This is a genomic window from Microbacterium sp. 20-116 (assembly GCF_041079415.1).
In the GTDB taxonomy this organism is placed as follows: Bacteria; Actinomycetota; Actinomycetes; order Actinomycetales; family Microbacteriaceae; genus Microbacterium.
On the sequence record NZ_JBFYGP010000011.1, the window covers coordinates 16572 to 35577 of the forward strand.

Genomic DNA, 19006 nt, shown 5'->3' on the forward strand with positions numbered 1-19006 from the left:
GGGGAGCGACGACGCCGTCGCTTTCCGAAGGAGAGCCGCATGGACACCACCCCTGCTCCCGCGCTCGACGCCCCGTCGACCGGCACCCTGAGTTCCGACGAGCGCGATGCCATCCTCGACGCGGTGCGCGACTTCGCGGCGACCGAGTTCGCCCCGCGCACCCTCGAATGGGATGCCGAGAAGCACTTCCCCCGCGACGTGCTGCGCCGCGCGGGGGAGCTGGGTCTCGGCGGCGTCTACGTCAACGACGACGTGGGCGGCGCCGGGTTGTCGCGCGTCGACGCGGTGGCGATCTTCGAGGAGCTCGCCTACGGCGACCCGACGGTCACGGCCTACATCACGATCCACAACATGGTCGCGTGGATGATCGACACCTACGGCACCGCCGAGCAGCGCGAGCGGTGGCTGCCGTCGCTGGTGGCCATGGAAGATCTCGGCGCCTACTGCCTCACCGAGCCCGGCGCCGGGTCCGACGCCGCGGCCATCACCACCTCGGCGATCCGGCACGGCGACACCTACGTGCTGACGGGGGTCAAGCAGTTCATCTCGGGCGCGGGCGAGGCGTCGGTCTACGTCGTCATGGCTCGCACGGGGGAGCCGGGAGCGCGCGGCATCAGCGCCTTCCTCGTGCCCGCCGACTCCGAAGGACTCTCGTTCGGAGCGAACGAGAAGAAGATGGGCTGGAACGCGCAGCCCACCCGTCCCGTCATCTTCGACGAGGTGCGCGTGCCCGCCGAGAACCTCCTCGGCGGCGAGGGACGCGGCTTCTCGATCGCGATGAACGCCCTCAACGGCGGTCGCCTGAACATCGCCACGTGCTCGATCGGCGGGGCGCGCTGGGCGCTCGATCGCGCGATCGCCTACGTGCACGAGCGTTTCACCTTCGGCGAGGCCCTCGCCGAGAAGCAGTCGGTCGTGTTCGCGGTGGCCGACATGGCGACCGAGCTCGAAGCCGCACGACTGCTCGTGCGCGATGCGGCGTCCGCCCTGGATGCGAAGACTCCGGACGCCGCGACCCGGTGCGCCATGGCGAAGAGGTTCGCGACCGACGTCGGCTTCCGCGTCGCCAACGAGTCGCTGCAATTGCACGGCGGATACGGCTACCTGCAGGACTACGGCATCGAGAAGGTCGTTCGCGATCTGCGTGTGCACCAGATCCTCGAGGGGACGAACGAGATCATGCGGCTCATCGTGGGTCGCAGCGTCCTGGCCGCGTGACGCGCGCGGAGGAAAGGCCCGGGCGGATGTCGGCGGGTCGTGCGAGCATGCCGGTGCGGGCTTCGCCGCGCCGATGAGACGGGAGTGACATGACGGATCACGATGCAGGGTACGAGACGATCCGCGTCGAGCAGCGCGCACGAGTCGGGTGGATCACCCTCGATCGCCCCGAGGCGCTGAACGCGCTCAACACACGGACCATGACCGAGGTCGTCGCGGCTGCCGAGGCGTTCGACGCCGACGAAGGCGTCGGCGCGATCGTGGTGACCGGCAGCGAGAAGGCCTTCGCGGCCGGGGCCGACATCAAAGAGATGGAGCAGAAGTCGGGTCTCGACATGATGCTCACCGACCACTTCGGCGCCTGGGCGCGCTTCGCCGCCGTCCGCACGCCCGTGATCGCCGCGGTCTCGGGGTACGCCCTGGGCGGCGGGTGCGAGCTCGCTCTCATGTGCGATGTGATCCTGGCATCCGATCGCGCGAAGTTCGGCCAGCCCGAGGTGCAGCTCGGCGTGATCCCGGGCATGGGCGGCACCCAGCGGCTCGTCCGCGCGCTCGGGTACTACAAGGCCGCCGAGCTCGTGCTCACCGGACGCATGATCGACGCCGCCGAGGCCGAGCGCGCCGGACTCGTCTCTCGTGTGGTGGCGTCGGCCGACCTGCTCGACGAAGCCGAGGCGGTCGCCCGCACGATCGCAGAGAAGCCGCTCCCGGCCTTGTACGCGGCCAAGGCCGCTCTCGACGTGGCCCTGGAATCGACGCTGGCCGAGGGCGTGCGCTTCGAGCGGCAGGCGTTCGCGGCGCTGTTCGACACCGCCGATCAGAAGGAGGGGATGGCGGCCTTCCGCGAGAAGCGGTCGCCGTCGTTCACGCACCGATGAGCGCTCAGAGCGGATCGGGCACCGGCGCGGGGTCGGCGAAGTCGCCGGCGCCCTTGCGGAAGCGCGCGATGATCCGCACCAGTGCCGTCGCGTCATCGTCGTCGAGGCCCAGATCGGCGAACACCTCGTTCAAGGCCGTCGTGGCGTCGTCGACCCGTCGACGCCCGTCCTCGGTGAGCGCGAGCAGGGCCGCACGCCCGTCGGTCGGGTGCGGTTCGCGCGTCACGAGCCCGTCTCGAGCGAGGCGCTCGACCGTGTTCGTGACGCTCGTCGGGTGCACCTGGAGGCGCGCGATCGCGCTGGCCATCGGCATCCGGCCCTCTCGCGTGAAGGCGAGCAACCGCAGCATCTCGAACCGCGAGAACGACAGGTCGAAGGGCTTGAGCGCACGATCGATGGATGCCAGGAGCAACTGGTGCGCGCGGATCACCGAGGTCACGACCGTCATGCCGTCGGCGGCGGCGTCCCACCCGTGTGCGAGCCACTGGCGCTTGGCCTCGGCGATCGGGTCGACCGGTAATCGTCGCGTCATCGGTCCTCCTCGCGTTTCACGGTACCGCTCGCCCGCGGGCCGCGCTGCCCGGCGGCGGCTGAGCCCGTCGGCGCTCCGAGTCCGGCCGCTGCCGCGGGGCGGCGGCATTCGTCCTCTCACCGAAGGAGCATGATCGATGAAGATCGTGGTGCTGATCAAGGAAGTCCCCGATACCTGGGGTGAGCGTCGCCTCGACCTCGAGACCGGGCTCTCCGACCGTGCCGCGTCGGCCCCGGTGCTCGACGAGATCGACGAGCGCGCGGTCGAAGCCGCCCTCGCATACGCCGACGCGAACCCCGGCACCGAGGTCGTGGTGCTCACGATGGCTCCGGCCTCGGCCACGGCGACCGTGCGAAAGGCGCTCGCGATGGGCGCGACCTCGGCCGTGCACGTCGTCGACGACGCCCTGCGCGGTGCCGACCTGCTGTTGACCGCCGACGTGCTCGCGGCAGCCATCCGGCGCACGGGGTTCGACCTGGTCATCGCGGGCAACCTCTCCACCGACGGCGGTGGGGGAGTCGTTCCGGCGATGGTCGCCGAGGTGCTCGGCGTGCCGCAGCTCACCGCGCTGTCGAGTCTCGAGGTGACCGACGACACCGTGTCCGGTGACCGCGTGAGCGATGCCGGGACGATGCGGGTGTCGGCGTCGCTTCCCGCGGTGGTCTCGGTGACCGAGGCGCTGCCCGAGGGGCGGTTCACGACGTTCAAGGGCATCATGGCCGCGAAGAAGAAGCCGTACGAGACCCCGGATGCCGTCGAGCTGGGCGTCGAGGCCGAAGACCCGGCGCAGGCCCGGTACATCATGCTGTCGGTCGCCGAGAGGCCGCCGCGAGAGGCCGGGACGAAGATCATCGACGAGGGCGATGCCGGCGAGAAGCTCGCGGCCTTCCTCGTGGCCGAGGGGGTGGCGTGATGAGCACTGCTCTTGTGCTGCTCGAGGTGCTGCCCTCCGGAGCGCTGGCGGCCTCGTCCCCCGGGCTGCTCGTGGCCGCGGACTCGGTGGGAGAGCCGGTCGCGGTGATCGCGGCCCCCGCCGGGGTGCTCGACCGCGCCGCCCGGGAGGCCGCGGAGCTCGGGGCGGTCCGCGTCCTCTCCGCCGAGGTGGACCCCGCCCTCCTGACCGGCCCGGTCGTCGACGTGCTCGCGGCCGCCGTGGCAGCCGAGAACCCCGACCTGGTGCTCGCCTCGAACGCCATCGAATCGCGTGATGCGGTGGCCCGCCTCGCGGTGCGGCTGCGCCTTCCCCTCGCCACCGACGTCGTCGGCGTCGCTCGAGACGACCTCGGTGTGGTGGCCCACCATTCGGTGTTCGGCGGTGCCTTCACCGTCGACGGCGCGCCCACCTTCGGGCCCCTCGTCGCGACCCTGCGGCCCGGGGCGGTCGAGGGGCGCCTCGACGCGCAGCCGCTCGCCGTGCGAGACCTCGAGGTGCCGGCATCCGCGATGCCCTCCGCGCGCGTCGAGGCGTTCTCCGAGACGACCGCTCCCTCGAGCCGGCCGGAGCTGCGCGGCGCGGCGACGGTCGTCGCCGGGGGCCGGGGCGTGGGATCGAAAGAGGACTTCGTCCTCGTCGAGCAGCTCGCCGACGCCCTGGGCGCTGCCGTCGGCGCCTCGCGCGCGGCCGTCGACGCGGGGTACGTACCCGCGACCGCGCAGGTCGGGCAGACGGGGGTGTCGGTCTCGCCGAGGCTGTACGTCGCCCTGGGGATCTCGGGTGCGATCCAGCACCGCGCGGGCATGCAGACCGCTCGCACGATCGTCGCGATCGACAAGAACCCCGAGGCGCCGATCTTCGACATCGCCGACTTCGGTATCGTCGGAGATCTGTTCACCGTCGTCCCGCAACTCATCAGCGCGCTCGAGGCTCACAAGAAGTAGATGGCGTCCACACCCCGCACTCCGCGTCGCGGGCTGCCGCGCGTCCCCGGTGGGGAGCCCTGGCCGCTCGCGGGCTCGGACGCGCCCTCGACGTCTTCGCCTCACGATGACGCGGACGGCCCCGCAGCGGCCGTCGAGAAGCGCGGCGCCGGCTCTCCCGCAGCGGATTCGAATTCGTCCACGGGAATTGGGTCGGAGGCACCGTCGCGCCCGGATCCGGGGCACGTGTCCGAATCCGTCGAGCTCGCGAGCCCTTCGCTCGGTCCGGAACAGCAGAGCGTGACGTCGGATGCCGCGGCGACCGGCGTGCGCCGAGGTCTGCCGCGCGAGCCCGGCGGGGAGCCCTGGCCTCCGGCATCCGGTGCTGCATCCGGTGTGCGCTCGGCGTCGGATTCGGGAGTGCGCAGCGGAATCGGGTCGGAGGCGCCGTCGCGTCCGGATCCGGTGCACGCGTCCGAATCCGCTGGGGCGTCTGCGGCGACAGTCCCCGCCGAGCCGGCTGACGGCGCGATCGGCGCGACCTCGGTGCCCGTGCCCCCGGCCGAGGCACCCGGGGCCCTCGCGCACCCGGCCCCGCGGCCGCCCCTCACCGTTGCACGCACCGTCTGGCCCGGCGCCGCGGCCCGTCGCTCCGCGACTCGCGCGGTACCCGGCGCGAAGCCCCGGGTAGCCGCCCTCGGCGACTACTCGCCCGTCCAGCTGCTCGGATCGACCGCCGTTCTCGGCGTCTTCGCACTCGCTCTCGTGGGCATCGTCGTGCTTCTCGCGCGATTCGTGCTCGCGATCGGCCCCGGGCGGGAGTTCCTCGCGGCATTCCCGGGCGAGTACCACCTGCCCGCATCCGCTCCGGTGGGGCTTCCGGCGTGGCTGAACTGGTCGCACTTCCTCAACAGCTTCTTCCTGCTGCTGATCATCCGCACCGGGTGGCAGGTACGCCGAGAGAAGAGGCCCTCGGCCTTCTGGTCGCCGCGCAACAACAAGAAGCGCCGCATCAGCCTCGCGCTGTGGTTCCACCAGGCGCTCGACATCCTCTGGATGGCGAACGGCGTCGTCTTCGTGGTGCTGCTGTTCGTCACCGGGCAGTGGATGCGGATCGTGCCGACGTCGTGGGAGGTCTTCCCCAACGCGCTCTCGGCCGCGCTGCAGTACGCCTCTCTCGACTGGCCCACCGAGAACGGCTGGGTGAACTACAACAGTCTCCAGCAGCTGTCGTACTTCGCGATCACCTTCGTCGCCGCGCCTCTGGCGATCGTCAGTGGTGTGCGTCTGTCGGGCGTGTGGCCCAAGAACGCCGAGAGGCTCAACCGTCTGTACCCGGTCGAGTGGGCGCGCAAGGTGCACTTCCCCACGATGCTCTTCTTCGTGGCGTTCATCATCGTGCACGTCGCCCTCGTCCTCGCCACCGGCGCCCTGCGCAACCTGAACCACATGTACGCCGCGCGCGGGGCGGTCGATCCCGAGGCGTTCGTGAGCGATCCCACCGGATTGCTGATCTTCGCGGCATCCCTCGTCGTGATGGCCGCGGCCTGGGTGGCCGCGCGCCCCGCGGTGCTCGTGCCGATCGCGCGCCTGTTCGGCGAGGTCAAGCAGCGCTGACGCTGCCGCGGGTCGCCGTCCCCGGGATCACGAGCCGGCGGGCCAGATCACGAGCCGATGCGCGGCATCTCGGGTCGTCTCGGGGAACGCGGGTGGTCCCTGTAACTCCCCTGGTGGCCGCTCGGGCCTCAGACGCGACCGTTCGCGCGCAGCCCCGCGGCGATGAGATCGAGGCCGAAGGTGAAGTCGTCGGCGGAGGATGCAGCGGTGAAGGGCGTATCCCGTGCTCCCTCTCGGGCCCCGGCGCTGTCGTACTGCAGGCGCTGCTGCTCGTGCCAGACGAACCCGAGGACGTAGTGCAGCACCGTGGTGGCGACCCGCCGAGCGGTGTCGGGGGCGAAGCCGTCGGCGGCGACCGCCTGGGTCAGTCGGTCGAGCGCGAGGGTCGAGCCCAGGCCCAGAGCGAGCGTGCTCGAGACGACCTCGGCGCCGTCGCGGTAGGCCAGTAGGGCATCGCGCAGGGCACCGGCCCGAGAGCGGAGGTCGTCGGAGGTGCCGGATGCCATGCGCCCCATGATCCGATCGGACAGCTCCGCGAGCAGGGACTGCTTGTTGGGGAAGTGCCAGTACAGGGCGCTGGCCTGCACGTCGAGGGCGGTTGCGAGGCGACGCATCGTCAGGTCGGGGAGGCCGTGGTCGTCGAGGATCCGCAGGGCGGTGCGCGCGACGTCGTCGGCCGTATGTCCTCGCGGTGCCATGAGTCTGAGTATAGTGAACGCCGTTCAGGTGAACAGTGTTCAGGTACCCGATCCGAAAGGCCCCCATGCGCCGCTCCCTCGATGCCACCGACCTCGCCCGCGTGGCCGTCTTCGCCGCCCTCATCGCCGTTCTCGGGCTCCCCGGGAGCTTCCCGGTCTTCGGCGGCGTGCCGATCACCGCACAGACCCTCGGGGTCATGATCGCGGGTGCCGTCCTCGGCCCGGCGCTCGGCGCCCTCTCGGTCACGGTGCTGCTCGCCCTCGTCGCGGCGGGCTTCCCGCTGCTCGCGGGCGGACGCGGCGGCATCGCGGTCTTCTTCGGGCCCACGGCGGGCTACGCGCTGGGGTGGATCCTCGGGGCGGCGGTCATCGGCCTCGTGGTGCACGCGGGCGGACGGCGGCCCGTCGTCTGGCGTACGGGTCTGGCCATGGTCTCGGGCGGGATCGTCGCGATCTACGCCGTCGGCATCCCCGTGCAGAGTCTCGTGACCCGGCTGCCGCTCGGGGAGACGGCGCTGTCGAGCCTGGTCTTCGTCCCCGGAGATCTGCTCAAGGCCGCTCTCGCGACCGTCGTGGTCTCGACCCTCGTCCGCGCCTACCCGCGGGGCTTCCGACGCGACTGGGGCACTCCGGTGCGCCCCGCGGCGATCGCCCGCGCGTGAGGCCGACGATCCGCGGAGGAACCGTCCGCTGCTCTCGCCTGGCCGCACGCCTCGACGGCCGAGACGTCCTCCGCGACGTGACCCTCGACCTCGATGCCCGCACGATCGCCGTGATCGGCGACAACGGCTCCGGCAAGTCGACCTTCGCCCGCGTCGTCGCGGGGCTCGTGCCCCGGTCCTCGGGCGCGCTCGAGGTGCTCGGAGCGGATCCGGCGACGGATGCCGCGACCCACCGCCGCCGCATCGCCCTCGTGCTGAGCAACCCCGACGCGCAGATCGTGATGCCGGTCGTGTCCGATGACGTCGCCTTCTCGCTGCGTCCCGAGCGCCTGCCGAAGCCCGAGCGGGCGGCGCGCGTGGCCGCGGCCCTCGAACGGTTCGGTCTCACCGACCTCGCGGACCGTCCCGCCTCGGACCTGTCCGGTGGGCAGAAGCAACTGCTCGCGCTTTGCGGCGCCTTCGTGCGCGACCCCGCGCTGGTCGTCGCCGACGAGCCCACGGCCCTCCTCGACGCACGCAACGCCCGCCGGGTGGCCGACCATCTGCTCGGAGACGGACGCCACCGCGCGCTCGTCGTCACCCACGATCTCGCCCTCGCACGACGATGCGAAGCCGCGGTGCTCTTCGCGGACGGTCGCGTGCTCGCCGCCGGCGCGGCATCCGGGATCGTCGATCGCTATGAGCGGTCGCTGACGTGCTGACCGTGTATCGGCCGGGGACGGGGGTGTTTCATCGGCTCCCCGCCGGCCCGAAGATGCTGGCGGTCGCGGTGCTCGCCCTCGCGGTGGCGGTGCTGCCGACCACCCTGTGGGCCGCGGGGGTCGCGGCGGCGGCGGCGGGGGCCTCCTACGCGGTGTCGGCTCTGGGGGCTCGGGAGCTGGCCAGACAGACCTGGGCCCTGCGATGGATCGTCGTCGTCACCGCGGCGGGGCAACTGCTGTTCCTCGGCATCGAACCCGCCGTCGCGAACACCGCGCGCGTGACGGCGGCGCTGCTGATCGCGGCCCTGCTGCCGTTGACGACGCGCGCGGACGAGCTGCTCGACGCCCTCGAGCGAGGACTCGCCCCGCTGCGGCGGGTCGGAGGCGATGCCGAGCGCGCAGCGCTGCTGCTCGCCGTCACGGTCACGACCGTGCCGGTGCTGGCGCGACGGGCTGCCGAGGTGCGCGAGGCGCAGAGGGCCCGCGGTGTGCGGCCGTCGCTGCGACTCTCGATCGTGCCGTTCCTCGTGCTGTCGCTTCGGCACGCCGACCAGCTCGGCGAGGCCCTCGCCGCCCGCGGGGTGCGCTGAGTCGGCGCCGAGACCGCGGGCGCCCACCGTCGGTGCGATGCGTCCTCTTCGCCGAACGGCTGCGGTCTCGACACGCGAGAGCGGTGGCAAGGCGCGGACGACGCGACCGCGGCGTCAGCACCCCGCGCGATGACCCGCCGCGTCAGCCCGCGGCGGCCCGCCCCGCGGCGAAGCCCTCGGCATAGGCCTCGTCGGCTCCCTGACGGAACATGTCCCGCACGGGATCGCGCACGATCGAGCGTGCTCCGGGCAGGTCGAGCTCTCCCACCAGGTCGCCGCGGCCGCGCACGACCGCCACGGGGCGGCGCGCGGCCTTGCCCTTGACGAGGTCGGTGGCCGCGGCGATCTCGTCGGCCACGCAGGGCAGGGTCACGACGAGGGGGCGGCCCTCGGCATCCGTCGTTCCGCGCAGGTCTTCGAACACGTGCACGCCGCCCGCGCCGATGGCGTGATCGGTCTGGCCCTCGCGCCAGGCGCGGCCGAGCGTGTCGGTGATCAGGACGCCGACGTGGGCCCCGGTCGCGGCGCGCAGCCCGGTCGCCAAGGCGCGCGCGGAGGCGTCAGGGTCGATCGGCAGCAGCAGCACGGTGCCCTCGGGGGTGTTGCTCGCGTCGACGCCGGCGGCGGCCGAGACGATGCCCAGGGGGTTCTCGACGATCCGCGTCACGTGCCCGGTGGGGGAGGTGCGCGATGCCACGAGACGCACGGTCTCGCGCGTGATGGCGTCCTCGCGGTCCGCGGCGCGGATGATCCGGCCCTCGGCCTTCGACACGATCTTGCTGGTGACGACCACGATGTCGCCGTCGCGGAGCGACCCGTCGACACCGTCACGCAGGGGTTCGGTCGTGGCATCCAGGATCACCCGGACGAGGTCGTCGCCCGCGGTGATCTCGGGAATGCCGTCGAGGGCCCAGATCTGCAGCACGTCAGCGGACGAAGCGCACCTCGGTGAGCTCCTCACCGAGGAAGGGCTGCACCTGCGAGGCGCCGTCGAGGGTGAAGCCGTTGCGCGTGTAGAAGCGGTGCGCGCGGGGGTTGTCCTCGGCGACCCAGAGGTACACGCCCTCACCGTCGTCGATCGCAGCGTCGAACAGCTGCTGGCCGATACCGGTGCCGTGGTACGCGTCGAGCAGGTAGATGAAGTACAGCTCGCGCTCGCGCGGAGCGTCGTCGTCGCGCGCCGGGCCCGAGCCGACGAAACCGACGATCTCGCCGTCGACGAGGGCCGCGTGCATGCGGTAATCCTCACCCTGGGAGGCCCAGTGGGTCCAGAGTTCGGCCATGCGGCGAGGCGAGACGGCCTCGAGGGCGGCCTTGCTGATCAGGTGGTCGTAGGTCTCGTGCCAGCAGGTCGCGTGCACGCGGCCGAGGGCCTCGGCATCCACGTCTCTTACCGGACGGACGACGATGTCGGTTCGGGCTTCCGCAGTCATGGCGCGACTCTACGCGGGCGCTCGTCGCGGGTGAAATCGAGGCGCTCCGGCTCCCGGATGCGCTATATGGCGAGCTGGCCACCTTGTCGCTCGTCTACAACGGGATCGCCGACCCGTGGTCGGATCGCTACGCTCGCCCCTCGTGAACGTCCTCTGGCGCACCCTGCTGGTGCTCGCTCGTGCCCGCCGTCGTCTTCGTCGCGAAGGTCCCATCGATCCGAACACCGTGGCCCGCGTGTCGATCCGCGTCCTGCCCACCGACATCGATCTGCTGCGCCACCTGAACAACGGACGGTACCTGTCGCTGTTCGACCTCGGGCGGTGGGATCTGCTGACCCGCACCGGTCTGCTCGCCGCGATGACGAAGCAGGGCTGGTACGCGGTGGTCGCCGCCGAGACCATCACGTTCCGTCGTTCCCTCGAGCTCGGGCAGCGGTTCGTGCTCGAGACCCGTCTCATCGGGCACGACGATCGCGCGGTCTACCTCGAACACCGCGCGCTGGTGAGGGGCGAGATCTACGCCCGGGCGATGATCCGTGCCCGCATCCTCCGCCGTACCGGCGGCACGGTCCCGCACGACGAGCTGTTCGCCGCCGTCGGGCGCCCCGAGGGGCTGCCCGACATCGAGTCGTGGGTGCACGACTGGGCGGCGGGTTCGGCCCTGCCGTCGACGAAGCGCCCCGCGCCGAGCGTGTGGGGGTGAGGGTTCACCCCTCCTATGCGCGGCAGGGCGCGGCGCAGTCGAGACGCGGGGTCGGGGCCACCGGTGCTAAGACCGGCCCTACCGGTCCAAGCGCGCGTCGAGCCAGGCGACCTGGCGCATCCAGTGGCGGTGGCCGCCGCCCTCGTGGCCGTTGTAGGTGTACTCCTCGATCGCTGCGTCGTCGGAGGCGAGTGCGTGGAACGCCGCGAACACTCCGGACGGTAGAACGATGTCGTCCATGAAACCGACGGAGAAGTAGGCGGGCGCGCTGATGCGGCGCGCGTGGATGGCGCCGTCGATGTGCGAGAGGGTGTGCAGGGCGCGCTCGGCCTCGTCGCGGTGCACCGACAGGTACCGCGTGATCTCGGTGAAGGGTGCCGACGGCGTGCGGACGATCGCGTTCGGGATGTCGCACAGGAACGGCACGTCGGGCATGACCGCCGCCACCGCATCGCCGCTGAGGGCGGCCGCCGCGATCGACAGGGCCCCGCCCTGGCTGCCCCCGGTGACGGCCACGCGAGAGGGATCGACGCCGGGGAGCTCGCGCACCACATCGACGAGACGTGCGGCGTCGGTGTAGAGGCGGCGGTAGTAGTAGTCGCGGGGGTCGAGGATGCCGCGCGTCATGACACCGGGGAACGCAGCCGCCGAGCCGTGCGGGTCGGGGGTGTCGCCTTTGCTCCACGTGGAGCCCTGGCCGCGCGTGTCCATGATGACGTGGACGTATCCGGCTGCCGCCCACGACAGCTTCTCGCCGGGCAACCCACGGCCGCCGCCGTAGCCGATGTACTCGATGACGGCGGGGAGGACCTCGTCGCCGTGCGGCCGCACGACCCAGCCGCGGATCTCGTCCCCCGCGAAGCCGGTGAACGTCAGATCGTGAACGCTCAGCGCTCTGACGGGGGCCTCGACAGGGGTGAGGGACGCGGGGCGGGCGGACTCCCGGGCCGTGGTCAGGGTCTCGCTCCAGAAGTCGTCGAATCCCGCGGGCTCCACCAGGGAGGGGCGGTACTCGCGCAGCAGGTCGAGTGGCATGTCGGTGAAGGTCACGGCCATGGACATCGACAGTAGCGGGCACGGCAACGCCCCGACTCCACGAGGGTGATCGGGGCGTTGCGGGTGCTCAGTTCGTGAGCAGGGTGAGGCCGTAGGCGTCGAGGATCTCGTTCACCGGCTGGAACCAGGTCTGACCACCACTGCTGCAGTCGCCCCATCCGCCGGAGGTCACGCCCTGGGCTTGATCACCGGCGAGGAGCGAACCGCCCGAGTCGCCGGGCTCGGCGCACACGGTGGTCTCGATGAGACCGTTGACGGTGTCGCTGCCGTACTGCACGGATGTGTCGTAGGCCAGGATCTCGCCGCAGTGCCATCCGGTGGTCGACCCGGACCGGCAGACCGTCGCTCCGACGGGGGCGGGCGTGGAACCCTTGACCGCCACGTTGCCGCCCGACCAGTCGACGACCTCGCCCAGGGGGTTGTGATTCGGGGTGGAGACCCAGGCGTAGTCGTTGTCGGGGAACGACGAGCCCGCGAAGGTGCCGTAGTTCGTGCTCTCGCCCTGGCTGCCGCAGTGGCCGGCGGTGACGAAGCCGCCCACGACAGCGAAGCCGATCGAGCAGCGGTACTGGTTCGAGATGTAATACGCGATGCCGCCGCGCAGGTCGTCGAAGGTCTGCGGCGTGCCGCCGGCCGTCTCGACGCGCACCGCGTCGGCGTCGACGCCGAGGCCGGTCACGAAGGCGGTCACGCTGGCCTCCGAGCCCGGGAGGGCCTCGACGACGACATCGTTGGCCGCGACGTCGACGTGCCACGAGGCGACCCCGGCGGGGCGGTCTGCGGCGCTGACACGCGCGGTGACACCCTCGAGCTCGTTCAGCGAGTGCTCGGCCGCGACCGGAACGGCACCGGCGTTCGCGACGAGGGCGCGGGCGACCTCGCTGGTCGCGGCGGCGTAGACGGCGCGGCTGCTCTCATCGATCCACGAACCGGCGTAGGCGTCGCCGGCGACAGCCGAGGCATCGGCCGTGAGGGCGGCGGCGTCGGCCTGGAAGCGCAGGACGTCCTGCGCGCCGGCGACGTCGGTGCCGAGGGCTTCGGCCATGGCACCGAGCAGCTGCGTCTCGGAGGAGGGGGAAGACGCGGCGGGTGACGGTTGGGCCAGCGCGGGCGCTGCGGCCGCCGAGACGAGGATCAGCCCGAGGGCGGACGCGCCCACGGTCATTTTCGATATGCGGTTCACGGAGTGACCTTCCATCCAGGGGGATAAATGGTGTGGGTACCCGCCGGAAGTAAAACATCGTTGTGGCCGTAAAACGCAGTCGCGCAGCTTTCTTTCAGTTGCCTGTTGCTTCTGTGAAGCTTCACATCGCCCGCTCGAAACGCACAAAGTGGCGCATTCATGCATTGACTTTGCCGTTGGGAATCTCAGACACTACTCATAGTGAGCGCTCACATTCAGCGCCGCTGCACGCCGGCTGTCAGCCGGCCACCCATCGTCGAGGAGGACGATCATGGTGCTGTCACGACCCCATCTGCCCGGGGGACGGATTCGACGCGCGGGCGCGATCGCCGCAGCCGCCGTCGTCGTTCTGACCGGCCTCGTTCCGGGTGCCGCCGCGTCGGCGGCACCGCTGCCCGCGCCGCTGGCGTCGTACGACTTCGCCGCCACCTCGGGCACCGTCGTTCCCGATGCCTCGGGTCACGGTCGCGATGCGACCGTCGTCGGCGCCGGGGCGACGGTCGAGGGCGACGCCCTGTCGCTCCCCGGCGGCGCGGCGGGTTCGTCGGCGGCGTACGTCGAGCTGCCGAAGGGATTGTTCGACGGCAAGAGCACCGTCACCGTCTCCGCGTGGCTGCAGGACCGCACCGGCTCCGGCAACCAGGCCGCGATGTTCTTCGGCACCACAGAGAACCTCCCCCAGCAGTACTGGCTGCTCAACCCCGCCAATCCGGCCGGTCAGGTCAAGTCGGTCCTCACCGACGGGCCGCGGATCGCCCAGCCCTGGACCCTCGAGCGCGGGATCGCTCCGACTGACGGCACCCGCGGCATCCCGGGTCCTTCCTCGACGTCCGAATGGGCGCTGTACACCACGGTGATCACGCCCACCTCGATCACCGCCTACCTGGGCGAGACGAAGATCGGCACGGTCGCCACCTCGCGTTCGATCGCCGACTTCGGCTCCGGTCTCGTGGGCTACATCGGTCGTTCGTCCTATCCCGATCGCTCGTGGAAGGGCGGCGTGCGCGATGTCGCGATCTTCGACAGCGCGCTCAGCGACGACGACGTCAAGGCGCTCGTCGCGCAGGGCACCCCGACGAACGCCCAGGACGTCGACACCGCCGCGAAGGCCCTCTCGATCCCGGATGCCGACGACGTGCGCGGCAACGTGACGCTGCCCACGGTCGGGTCGAACGGCACATCGGTGGCGTGGTCGTCGTCGAACGCGCAGGTCGTGACCCCGACCGGCGAGGTCGCGCGACCGGCCACCGGGTCGGCGGCCGTGACCGTGACGCTCACCGCGACGGTCGCGAAGGGGTCGAGCGAGACCACGCGCACCTTCGACCTGGTCGTCCAGCCGAAGCCCGCGCAGCAGAAGCTCGAGGGCTACTTCTTCCCGTTCTTCACCGGTGAGAGCACGACAACGGACGAGGAGATCTCGTTCGCCACGAGCCGCGGGAACGACCCGAAGAGCTGGCTGACCCTGAACGACGGGCAGCCCGTGCTCACCTCGGACCAGGGCGAGAAGGGCATCCGCGACCCCTTCGTGATGCGTTCGCCCGACGGTGACCGCTTCTACATGCTGTCGACCGACCTGAACATGTACGACCTCTACAACGGCGACTTCGGCCGCGCACAGGAGGTCGGCAGCCGCACGCTCAATGTCTGGCAGTCCGACGACCTCGCGACCTGGAGCCCGCTCCGGCAGATCACCGTGTCGAGCGAGCTGGCCGGCAACACCTGGGCCCCCGAAGCCACGTGGGACGCCGACCGCGGTGAGTACGTCGTCTACTGGGCATCGAACCTGTACCCGAGCGCGTCCACCGCGGGCCGGAAGGCATCGGACACCTACAACCGCATGATGATGGTCACCACGCGCGACTTCGTCACCTTCAGCGAGCCGCAGCCATGGGTCGACGTCCAGCGCGGCGCGGGTAAGGGCACGATCGACGCCACCGTCGTGCGCGACGGCGACACGTACTACCGCTTCATCAAAGACGAAGCGTCGATGACCGTGCGCCAGGAGCGCTCGACCTCGCTCACCGCGACCGTATCCGGCTCCCTTCCCACCCCGACCTCCAGCCCCGGCTGGCAGCTCGTGAAGGAGCAGATCGGCGTCGGTCAGCCCAACCCCTGGGGCGGGACGTTCACCAACGGCGAGGGACCCACGGTGTTCGCCGACAACGCCGAGGCCGGTCACTGGTACATGCTCATCGACCAACCGAGCTACCACGGCGGTCAGGGCTACATGATGTTCGAGACCCGAGACATCGGTTCCGGGAACTGGACGTCGGTTCTGGATGCCACCCTCCCGGCGCGTCCGCGTCACGGAACCGTCCTGCCGATCAGCGCGGCGGAGCAGCAGCGGCTGCTCGCGGCGTACCCGACGGACGAGACCGCGGACTACTCGATCACGGCTGACCCGAGCCAGAACGGCGCCGAGATCGATGACGCGATGTACGGCGTCTTCTTCGAAGACATCAACAATGCCGCAGACGGCGGCCTGTACGCCGAGCTCGTGCGCAACCGCTCGTTCGAGTTCCTGCCCGTCGACAACCGGGGCTTCACCGGGATGACCGCGTGGACGCCCGTGGCCCTGGGCGGCGGTGCGGGATCGGCGAAGCCGGTCGACGACGACGAGCGCATGAACGAGCGCAACCGCACCTACCTGCAGCTCGACCTGAACAGCGGCGCGGGGACGTACGGCGTGGAGAACGCGGGCTTCGACACCGGGGTGGCCCTCACGAAGGACGGCGTCTACGACGTGTCGTTCTGGGCGCGCACCACCGCGACCAGCGGTACCCCCGTCTCGCTCGCGCTGCGCTCCGCCGACGGTACGGTGCTGTCGAACCCCTTCACCGCGACCGTGGGCGGAGACGGCTGGGTGAAGTACCGCGGCTCCGTGACGGCGACGGCCACGACCGACGCCGCGCGCGTGCTCGTGCAGGCGGCAGGGGCGGGAACGCTCCGGCTCGACGAGGTCTCGGTGTTCCCGCGCGACACCTTCAAGGGCCGCGAGAACGGTCTGCGCAAGGACATCGCGCAGAAGATCGCCGACCTCCACCCCAAGTTCGTGCGCTTCCCCGGCGGCTGCATCGTCAACGTCAACAGCCACGAGGACTACTCGGCCGACTCGAACTGGGAGCGCGCCCGGTCGTACCAGTGGAAGGACAGCGTCGGCCCGGTCGAGACCCGAGCCACCAACGCCAACTTCTGGGGCTACAACCAGTCGCTGGGCTTGGGGTACTACGAGTACTTCCAGTTCGCGGAAGACATCGGCGCCAAGCCCGTCCCCGATGTACCGGCCCTGATGAACGGCTGCGGTCAGGCCCTCCAGCCGACCGACCCGGCCCTGCTCCAGCGCCACATCCAGGACACCCTCGACCTCATCGAGTTCGCCAAGGGCGACGTGACGACGACGTGGGGCAAGCTCCGCGCTGACATGGGCCACCCCGCCCCCTTCGCGCTCGACCGCATCGAGATCGGCAACGAGGAGAACTACCCCGAGGCGTTCATGGCGAACTTCGTGCAGTTCCGGGATGCCATCATGTCGAAGTACCCCGACATGATCCTGATCAGCAACTCGGGCCCCGACGCCGAGGGCGCGAGTTTCGAGAAGCACTGGGAGCAGAACAGGGCCGAGAAGGTCGACATGGTCGACGAGCACTACTACCGCGACCCCTCGTGGTTCCTCTCGCACAACCAGCGGTACGACTCGTACGACCGGGGCGGACCCAAGGTGTGGATCGGTGAGTACGCCTCGCGTGACAACCGGTTCGCGAACGCTCTCTCCGAGGCCGCGTACATGACGGGCCTCGAGCGCAACGCCGACGTGGTCAAGATGGCGTCGTACGCGCCGCTGCTGGCCGACACCAGCAACGTGCAGTGGAGCCCCGACCTCATCTGGTTCGACCGCGACCAGGTGTGGGGCTCGGCGAACTACGAGGTGCAGAAGCTCTTCATGCGCAACGTCGGCGACCGGGTCGTTCCGACCACGGCGGGCGGAGACCTGGCATCCACCGCTGTCTCCGGTGCCGTAGGGCTGTCGACGTGGAGCACCTCCGCCCGCTACGACGACGTGAAGGTCACGACGCCCGACGGGAAGACGCTCTTCTCCGACGACTTCGCCGACAAGAACGACGACGGATGGACCAAGCTCGCGGGCGCGGGTTCGTGGTCGGCCGCCGACGGCAGCTACGTGCAGTCCTCGACGACGGCGAACAACACGCTGGTCGCCGGTCCCGCACTGACCGCCACCGACTACGACGTCTCGCTCAAGGCCACGAAGCTCGCCGGCGCCGAGGGCTTCCTCGTGGGCTTCGGCGTGAAGGGGTCGGCCGACTACCTGTGGTGGAACCTCGGCGGATGGGGGAACACCCGCAGCGTCGTGGAGAAGGCCGTGGACGGTGCGAAATCGATCGTCGCCGACACGGGTACCCCCCGCGTCGAGACCGGTCGGACCTATGACCTGCGCGTCCAGGTGCGCGGCGCCCAGGTGACGCTCTTCGCCGACGGCGTGCAGCAGGGGCAGTTCTCCAACACGGCGGTCGAGCCTTTCGCCCAGGTCATGACGAAGGACGAGTCAACGGGAGACGTGATCCTGAAGGTCGTCAACGCCCAGGCCAAGGCGGCGGTGACGAAGGTCGATCTCGGAGGGCTCACGGTGCTCCCGACCGCGGACGTGACGACCCTGCAGGCGGCTCCGACGGCGCTGAACACGGCGACGTCGACGCCCGTGGCCCCGAAGGCCTCACAGATGCCGGTCTCGAACTCCTTCACGCACTCGTTCGAGCCGTACTCGGTCACGTTCGTGCGGATGCACACGCGTCCGGCCGACAAGACGGCGCCCACGGTGGCCGTGACGGCCGATCCGATCTCGCCCGATGGAGCCGACGGGTGGTACGTGTCGCAGCCGACGGTCACGGCTTCGGCGACCGACGACCTCGACCCGGCGCCGCGCCTCGAGTTCAGCGCCGACGGGGGGACGACCTGGGCGACGTACACCGGCGCGGTGACCCCGGCGGAGGGGACGTGGAACCTCGCGTTCCGCGCGACGGACGCCGCGGGCAACGTCTCGGAGTCGGTGACGGCGGCGGTGAGGATCGATCGCACCGCCCCGGCGACGACGGCGACGGTGGATGCCGCGGCCCGCACGGTGACACTCCTCGCGAGCGACAGCGGGTCGGGAGTCGCGCGCCTGGAGTACCGCGTCGGCGACGCGGCGGCCTGGACGACCGCGTCCGGGGAGCGGGCGGTCGCGAGCGTCGGTGCGGGCGTGACCACCGTGTCGTACCGGGCGGTGGACGTGGCCGGCAACGTCAGCGGGATCGGATCGACCTCTGTCGGCGCGAAGGCGGGAGACCCGACTCTGTCGGTCTCGGGCGACCTCACCGCCGGCGGGGTCATCACCGTGTCGGGCACGGGCTGGCCGGCGAACGCCGACGGTGAGCTCGAACTGCGCTCCACTCCGGTCCAGCTGGGCACGGTCCGCACCGACGCCGCCGGGGCGTTCCTCGTGAACGTCACGCTCCCCTCGGACAGCCCCGCGGGCGTCCACCGGGTGATCGCGCGCATCGGCGGCGTCGAGGCCGCGGTGGGTATCGAGGTCACGGCTGCCGCCACGGGCACCACCCCCGTCGTTCCCCCGGCTCGGGACGACGCTGCAGATTCGAGTACGGCACCGCTCGCGGTGACCGGTGGTGCGGTCTCGGGCGCGGCCCTCGCCCTGGGACTGCTCGCGGTCCTGGTCGGGGCGGCCCTGAAGCGCCGCCGCCGGGCGATCAGCTGACGACGGAGTCGAACGGTGCCCCGGCCGTCGCAAGGCGACCGCGGCATCCCGAACAGGGGACTGGCAAAGACGATGCCCCGGCCGCGGTGAGGTGACCGCGGCATCCCGGAC

Annotated in this window: 16 protein-coding genes; 10 read left to right on the forward strand and 6 right to left on the reverse strand. The window is 71.0% G+C overall.

What is annotated here, in order from left to right; genetic code table 11:
- The first annotated feature begins 39 nt into the window (after positions 1–39).
- Positions 40–1218 (forward strand): acyl-CoA dehydrogenase family protein, encoded by a 1179-nt coding sequence (locus AB6V29_RS15575; RefSeq protein ID WP_369359773.1) that lies wholly within the window; start codon positions 40–42, stop codon positions 1216–1218.
- Positions 1219–1307: 89 nt separating this feature from the next.
- Entirely contained in the window at positions 1308–2096 is a 789-nt protein-coding gene (locus AB6V29_RS15580) for an enoyl-CoA hydratase-related protein (RefSeq protein WP_307313525.1), read from the forward strand.
- 4 nt (positions 2097–2100) lie between these two features.
- On the opposite strand, the gene AB6V29_RS15585 is transcribed toward AB6V29_RS15580, so the two are convergent.
- Positions 2101–2628, reverse strand: a complete 528-nt coding sequence (locus AB6V29_RS15585) for a MarR family winged helix-turn-helix transcriptional regulator (RefSeq protein ID WP_267788399.1) — start codon at positions 2626–2628, stop codon at positions 2101–2103.
- A 136-nt stretch (positions 2629–2764) separates the two neighbouring features.
- Between AB6V29_RS15585 and AB6V29_RS15590 the strand changes: the two genes are divergently transcribed.
- The 3 genes from AB6V29_RS15590 to AB6V29_RS15600 all read left to right on the forward strand — a co-directional run bounded on the left by AB6V29_RS15590 (position 2765) and on the right by AB6V29_RS15600 (position 6102).
- On the forward strand, positions 2765–3541 hold the full coding sequence (locus AB6V29_RS15590; RefSeq protein ID WP_369359776.1) for an electron transfer flavoprotein subunit beta: 777 nt from the start codon (positions 2765–2767) through the stop codon (positions 3539–3541).
- Positions 3541–4506 (forward strand): electron transfer flavoprotein subunit alpha/FixB family protein, encoded by a 966-nt coding sequence (locus tag AB6V29_RS15595; RefSeq protein ID WP_369359778.1) that lies wholly within the window; start codon positions 3541–3543, stop codon positions 4504–4506. Before AB6V29_RS15590 ends, AB6V29_RS15595 begins: the two co-directional genes overlap by 1 nt.
- Before the next feature lie 225 nt (positions 4507–4731).
- Positions 4732–6102 carry a cytochrome b/b6 domain-containing protein gene (locus AB6V29_RS15600; RefSeq protein WP_267788396.1) on the forward strand — a complete coding sequence of 457 codons (1371 nt, stop codon included), beginning with the start codon at positions 4732–4734 and terminating at the stop codon, positions 6100–6102.
- 128 nt (positions 6103–6230) lie between these two features.
- Here the strand turns inward: AB6V29_RS15600 and AB6V29_RS15605 are convergent, their stop codons facing one another.
- Positions 6231–6800, reverse strand: coding sequence for a TetR/AcrR family transcriptional regulator C-terminal domain-containing protein (locus AB6V29_RS15605; RefSeq protein WP_369359780.1), 570 nt, complete (start codon positions 6798–6800; stop codon positions 6231–6233).
- Positions 6801–6865: 65 nt separating this feature from the next.
- On the opposite strand from AB6V29_RS15605, the gene AB6V29_RS15610 reads away from it, so the two are divergent.
- From AB6V29_RS15610 to AB6V29_RS15620, 3 genes are read left to right on the forward strand one after another with little or no spacing between them, the layout of a single operon-like run.
- Positions 6866–7462 carry a biotin transporter BioY gene (locus AB6V29_RS15610; protein ID WP_267788394.1) on the forward strand — a complete coding sequence of 199 codons (597 nt, stop codon included), beginning with the start codon at positions 6866–6868 and terminating at the stop codon, positions 7460–7462.
- Positions 7463–7500: 38 nt separating this feature from the next.
- Positions 7501–8163: an energy-coupling factor ABC transporter ATP-binding protein gene (locus tag AB6V29_RS15615; protein ID WP_267789355.1), complete on the forward strand. Its 663-nt coding sequence runs from the start codon at positions 7501–7503 to the stop codon at positions 8161–8163.
- Positions 8157–8753, forward strand: a complete 597-nt coding sequence (locus tag AB6V29_RS15620) for an energy-coupling factor transporter transmembrane component T (RefSeq protein ID WP_267788393.1) — start codon at positions 8157–8159, stop codon at positions 8751–8753. The genes AB6V29_RS15615 and AB6V29_RS15620 overlap by 7 nt, the downstream gene beginning before the upstream one ends.
- Before the next feature lie 142 nt (positions 8754–8895).
- On the opposite strand, the gene cofE is transcribed toward AB6V29_RS15620, so the two are convergent.
- Together cofE and AB6V29_RS15630 are read right to left on the reverse strand one after the other, a co-directional pair.
- Positions 8896–9678 (reverse strand): coenzyme F420-0:L-glutamate ligase, encoded by a 783-nt coding sequence (cofE, locus tag AB6V29_RS15625; RefSeq protein ID WP_369359783.1) that lies wholly within the window; start codon positions 9676–9678, stop codon positions 8896–8898.
- A 1-nt stretch (position 9679) separates the two neighbouring features.
- Positions 9680–10186 (reverse strand): N-acetyltransferase family protein, encoded by a 507-nt coding sequence (locus tag AB6V29_RS15630; protein WP_369359785.1) that lies wholly within the window; start codon positions 10184–10186, stop codon positions 9680–9682.
- 142 nt (positions 10187–10328) lie between these two features.
- Here AB6V29_RS15630 and AB6V29_RS15635 point away from each other — a divergent pair, with 142 nt between their 5' ends.
- On the forward strand, positions 10329–10889 hold the full coding sequence (locus tag AB6V29_RS15635; protein ID WP_267788389.1) for an acyl-CoA thioesterase: 561 nt from the start codon (positions 10329–10331) through the stop codon (positions 10887–10889).
- A gap of 78 nt (positions 10890–10967) precedes the next feature.
- On the opposite strand, the gene AB6V29_RS15640 is transcribed toward AB6V29_RS15635, so the two are convergent.
- Together AB6V29_RS15640 and AB6V29_RS15645 are read right to left on the reverse strand one after the other, a co-directional pair.
- A complete protein-coding gene (locus AB6V29_RS15640; RefSeq protein ID WP_267788387.1) occupies positions 10968–11945 on the reverse strand; it encodes an acetylxylan esterase in 978 nt (325 codons plus the stop codon).
- Positions 11946–12012: 67 nt separating this feature from the next.
- Positions 12013–13128, reverse strand: coding sequence for a S1 family peptidase (locus tag AB6V29_RS15645; RefSeq protein ID WP_267788384.1), 1116 nt, complete (start codon positions 13126–13128; stop codon positions 12013–12015).
- A gap of 271 nt (positions 13129–13399) precedes the next feature.
- On the opposite strand from AB6V29_RS15645, the gene AB6V29_RS15650 reads away from it, so the two are divergent.
- Complete coding sequence (locus AB6V29_RS15650) at positions 13400–18895, forward strand: alpha-L-arabinofuranosidase C-terminal domain-containing protein (protein ID WP_369359787.1); 5496 nt, start codon at positions 13400–13402, stop codon at positions 18893–18895.
- Positions 18896–19006: the final 111 nt, after the last annotated feature.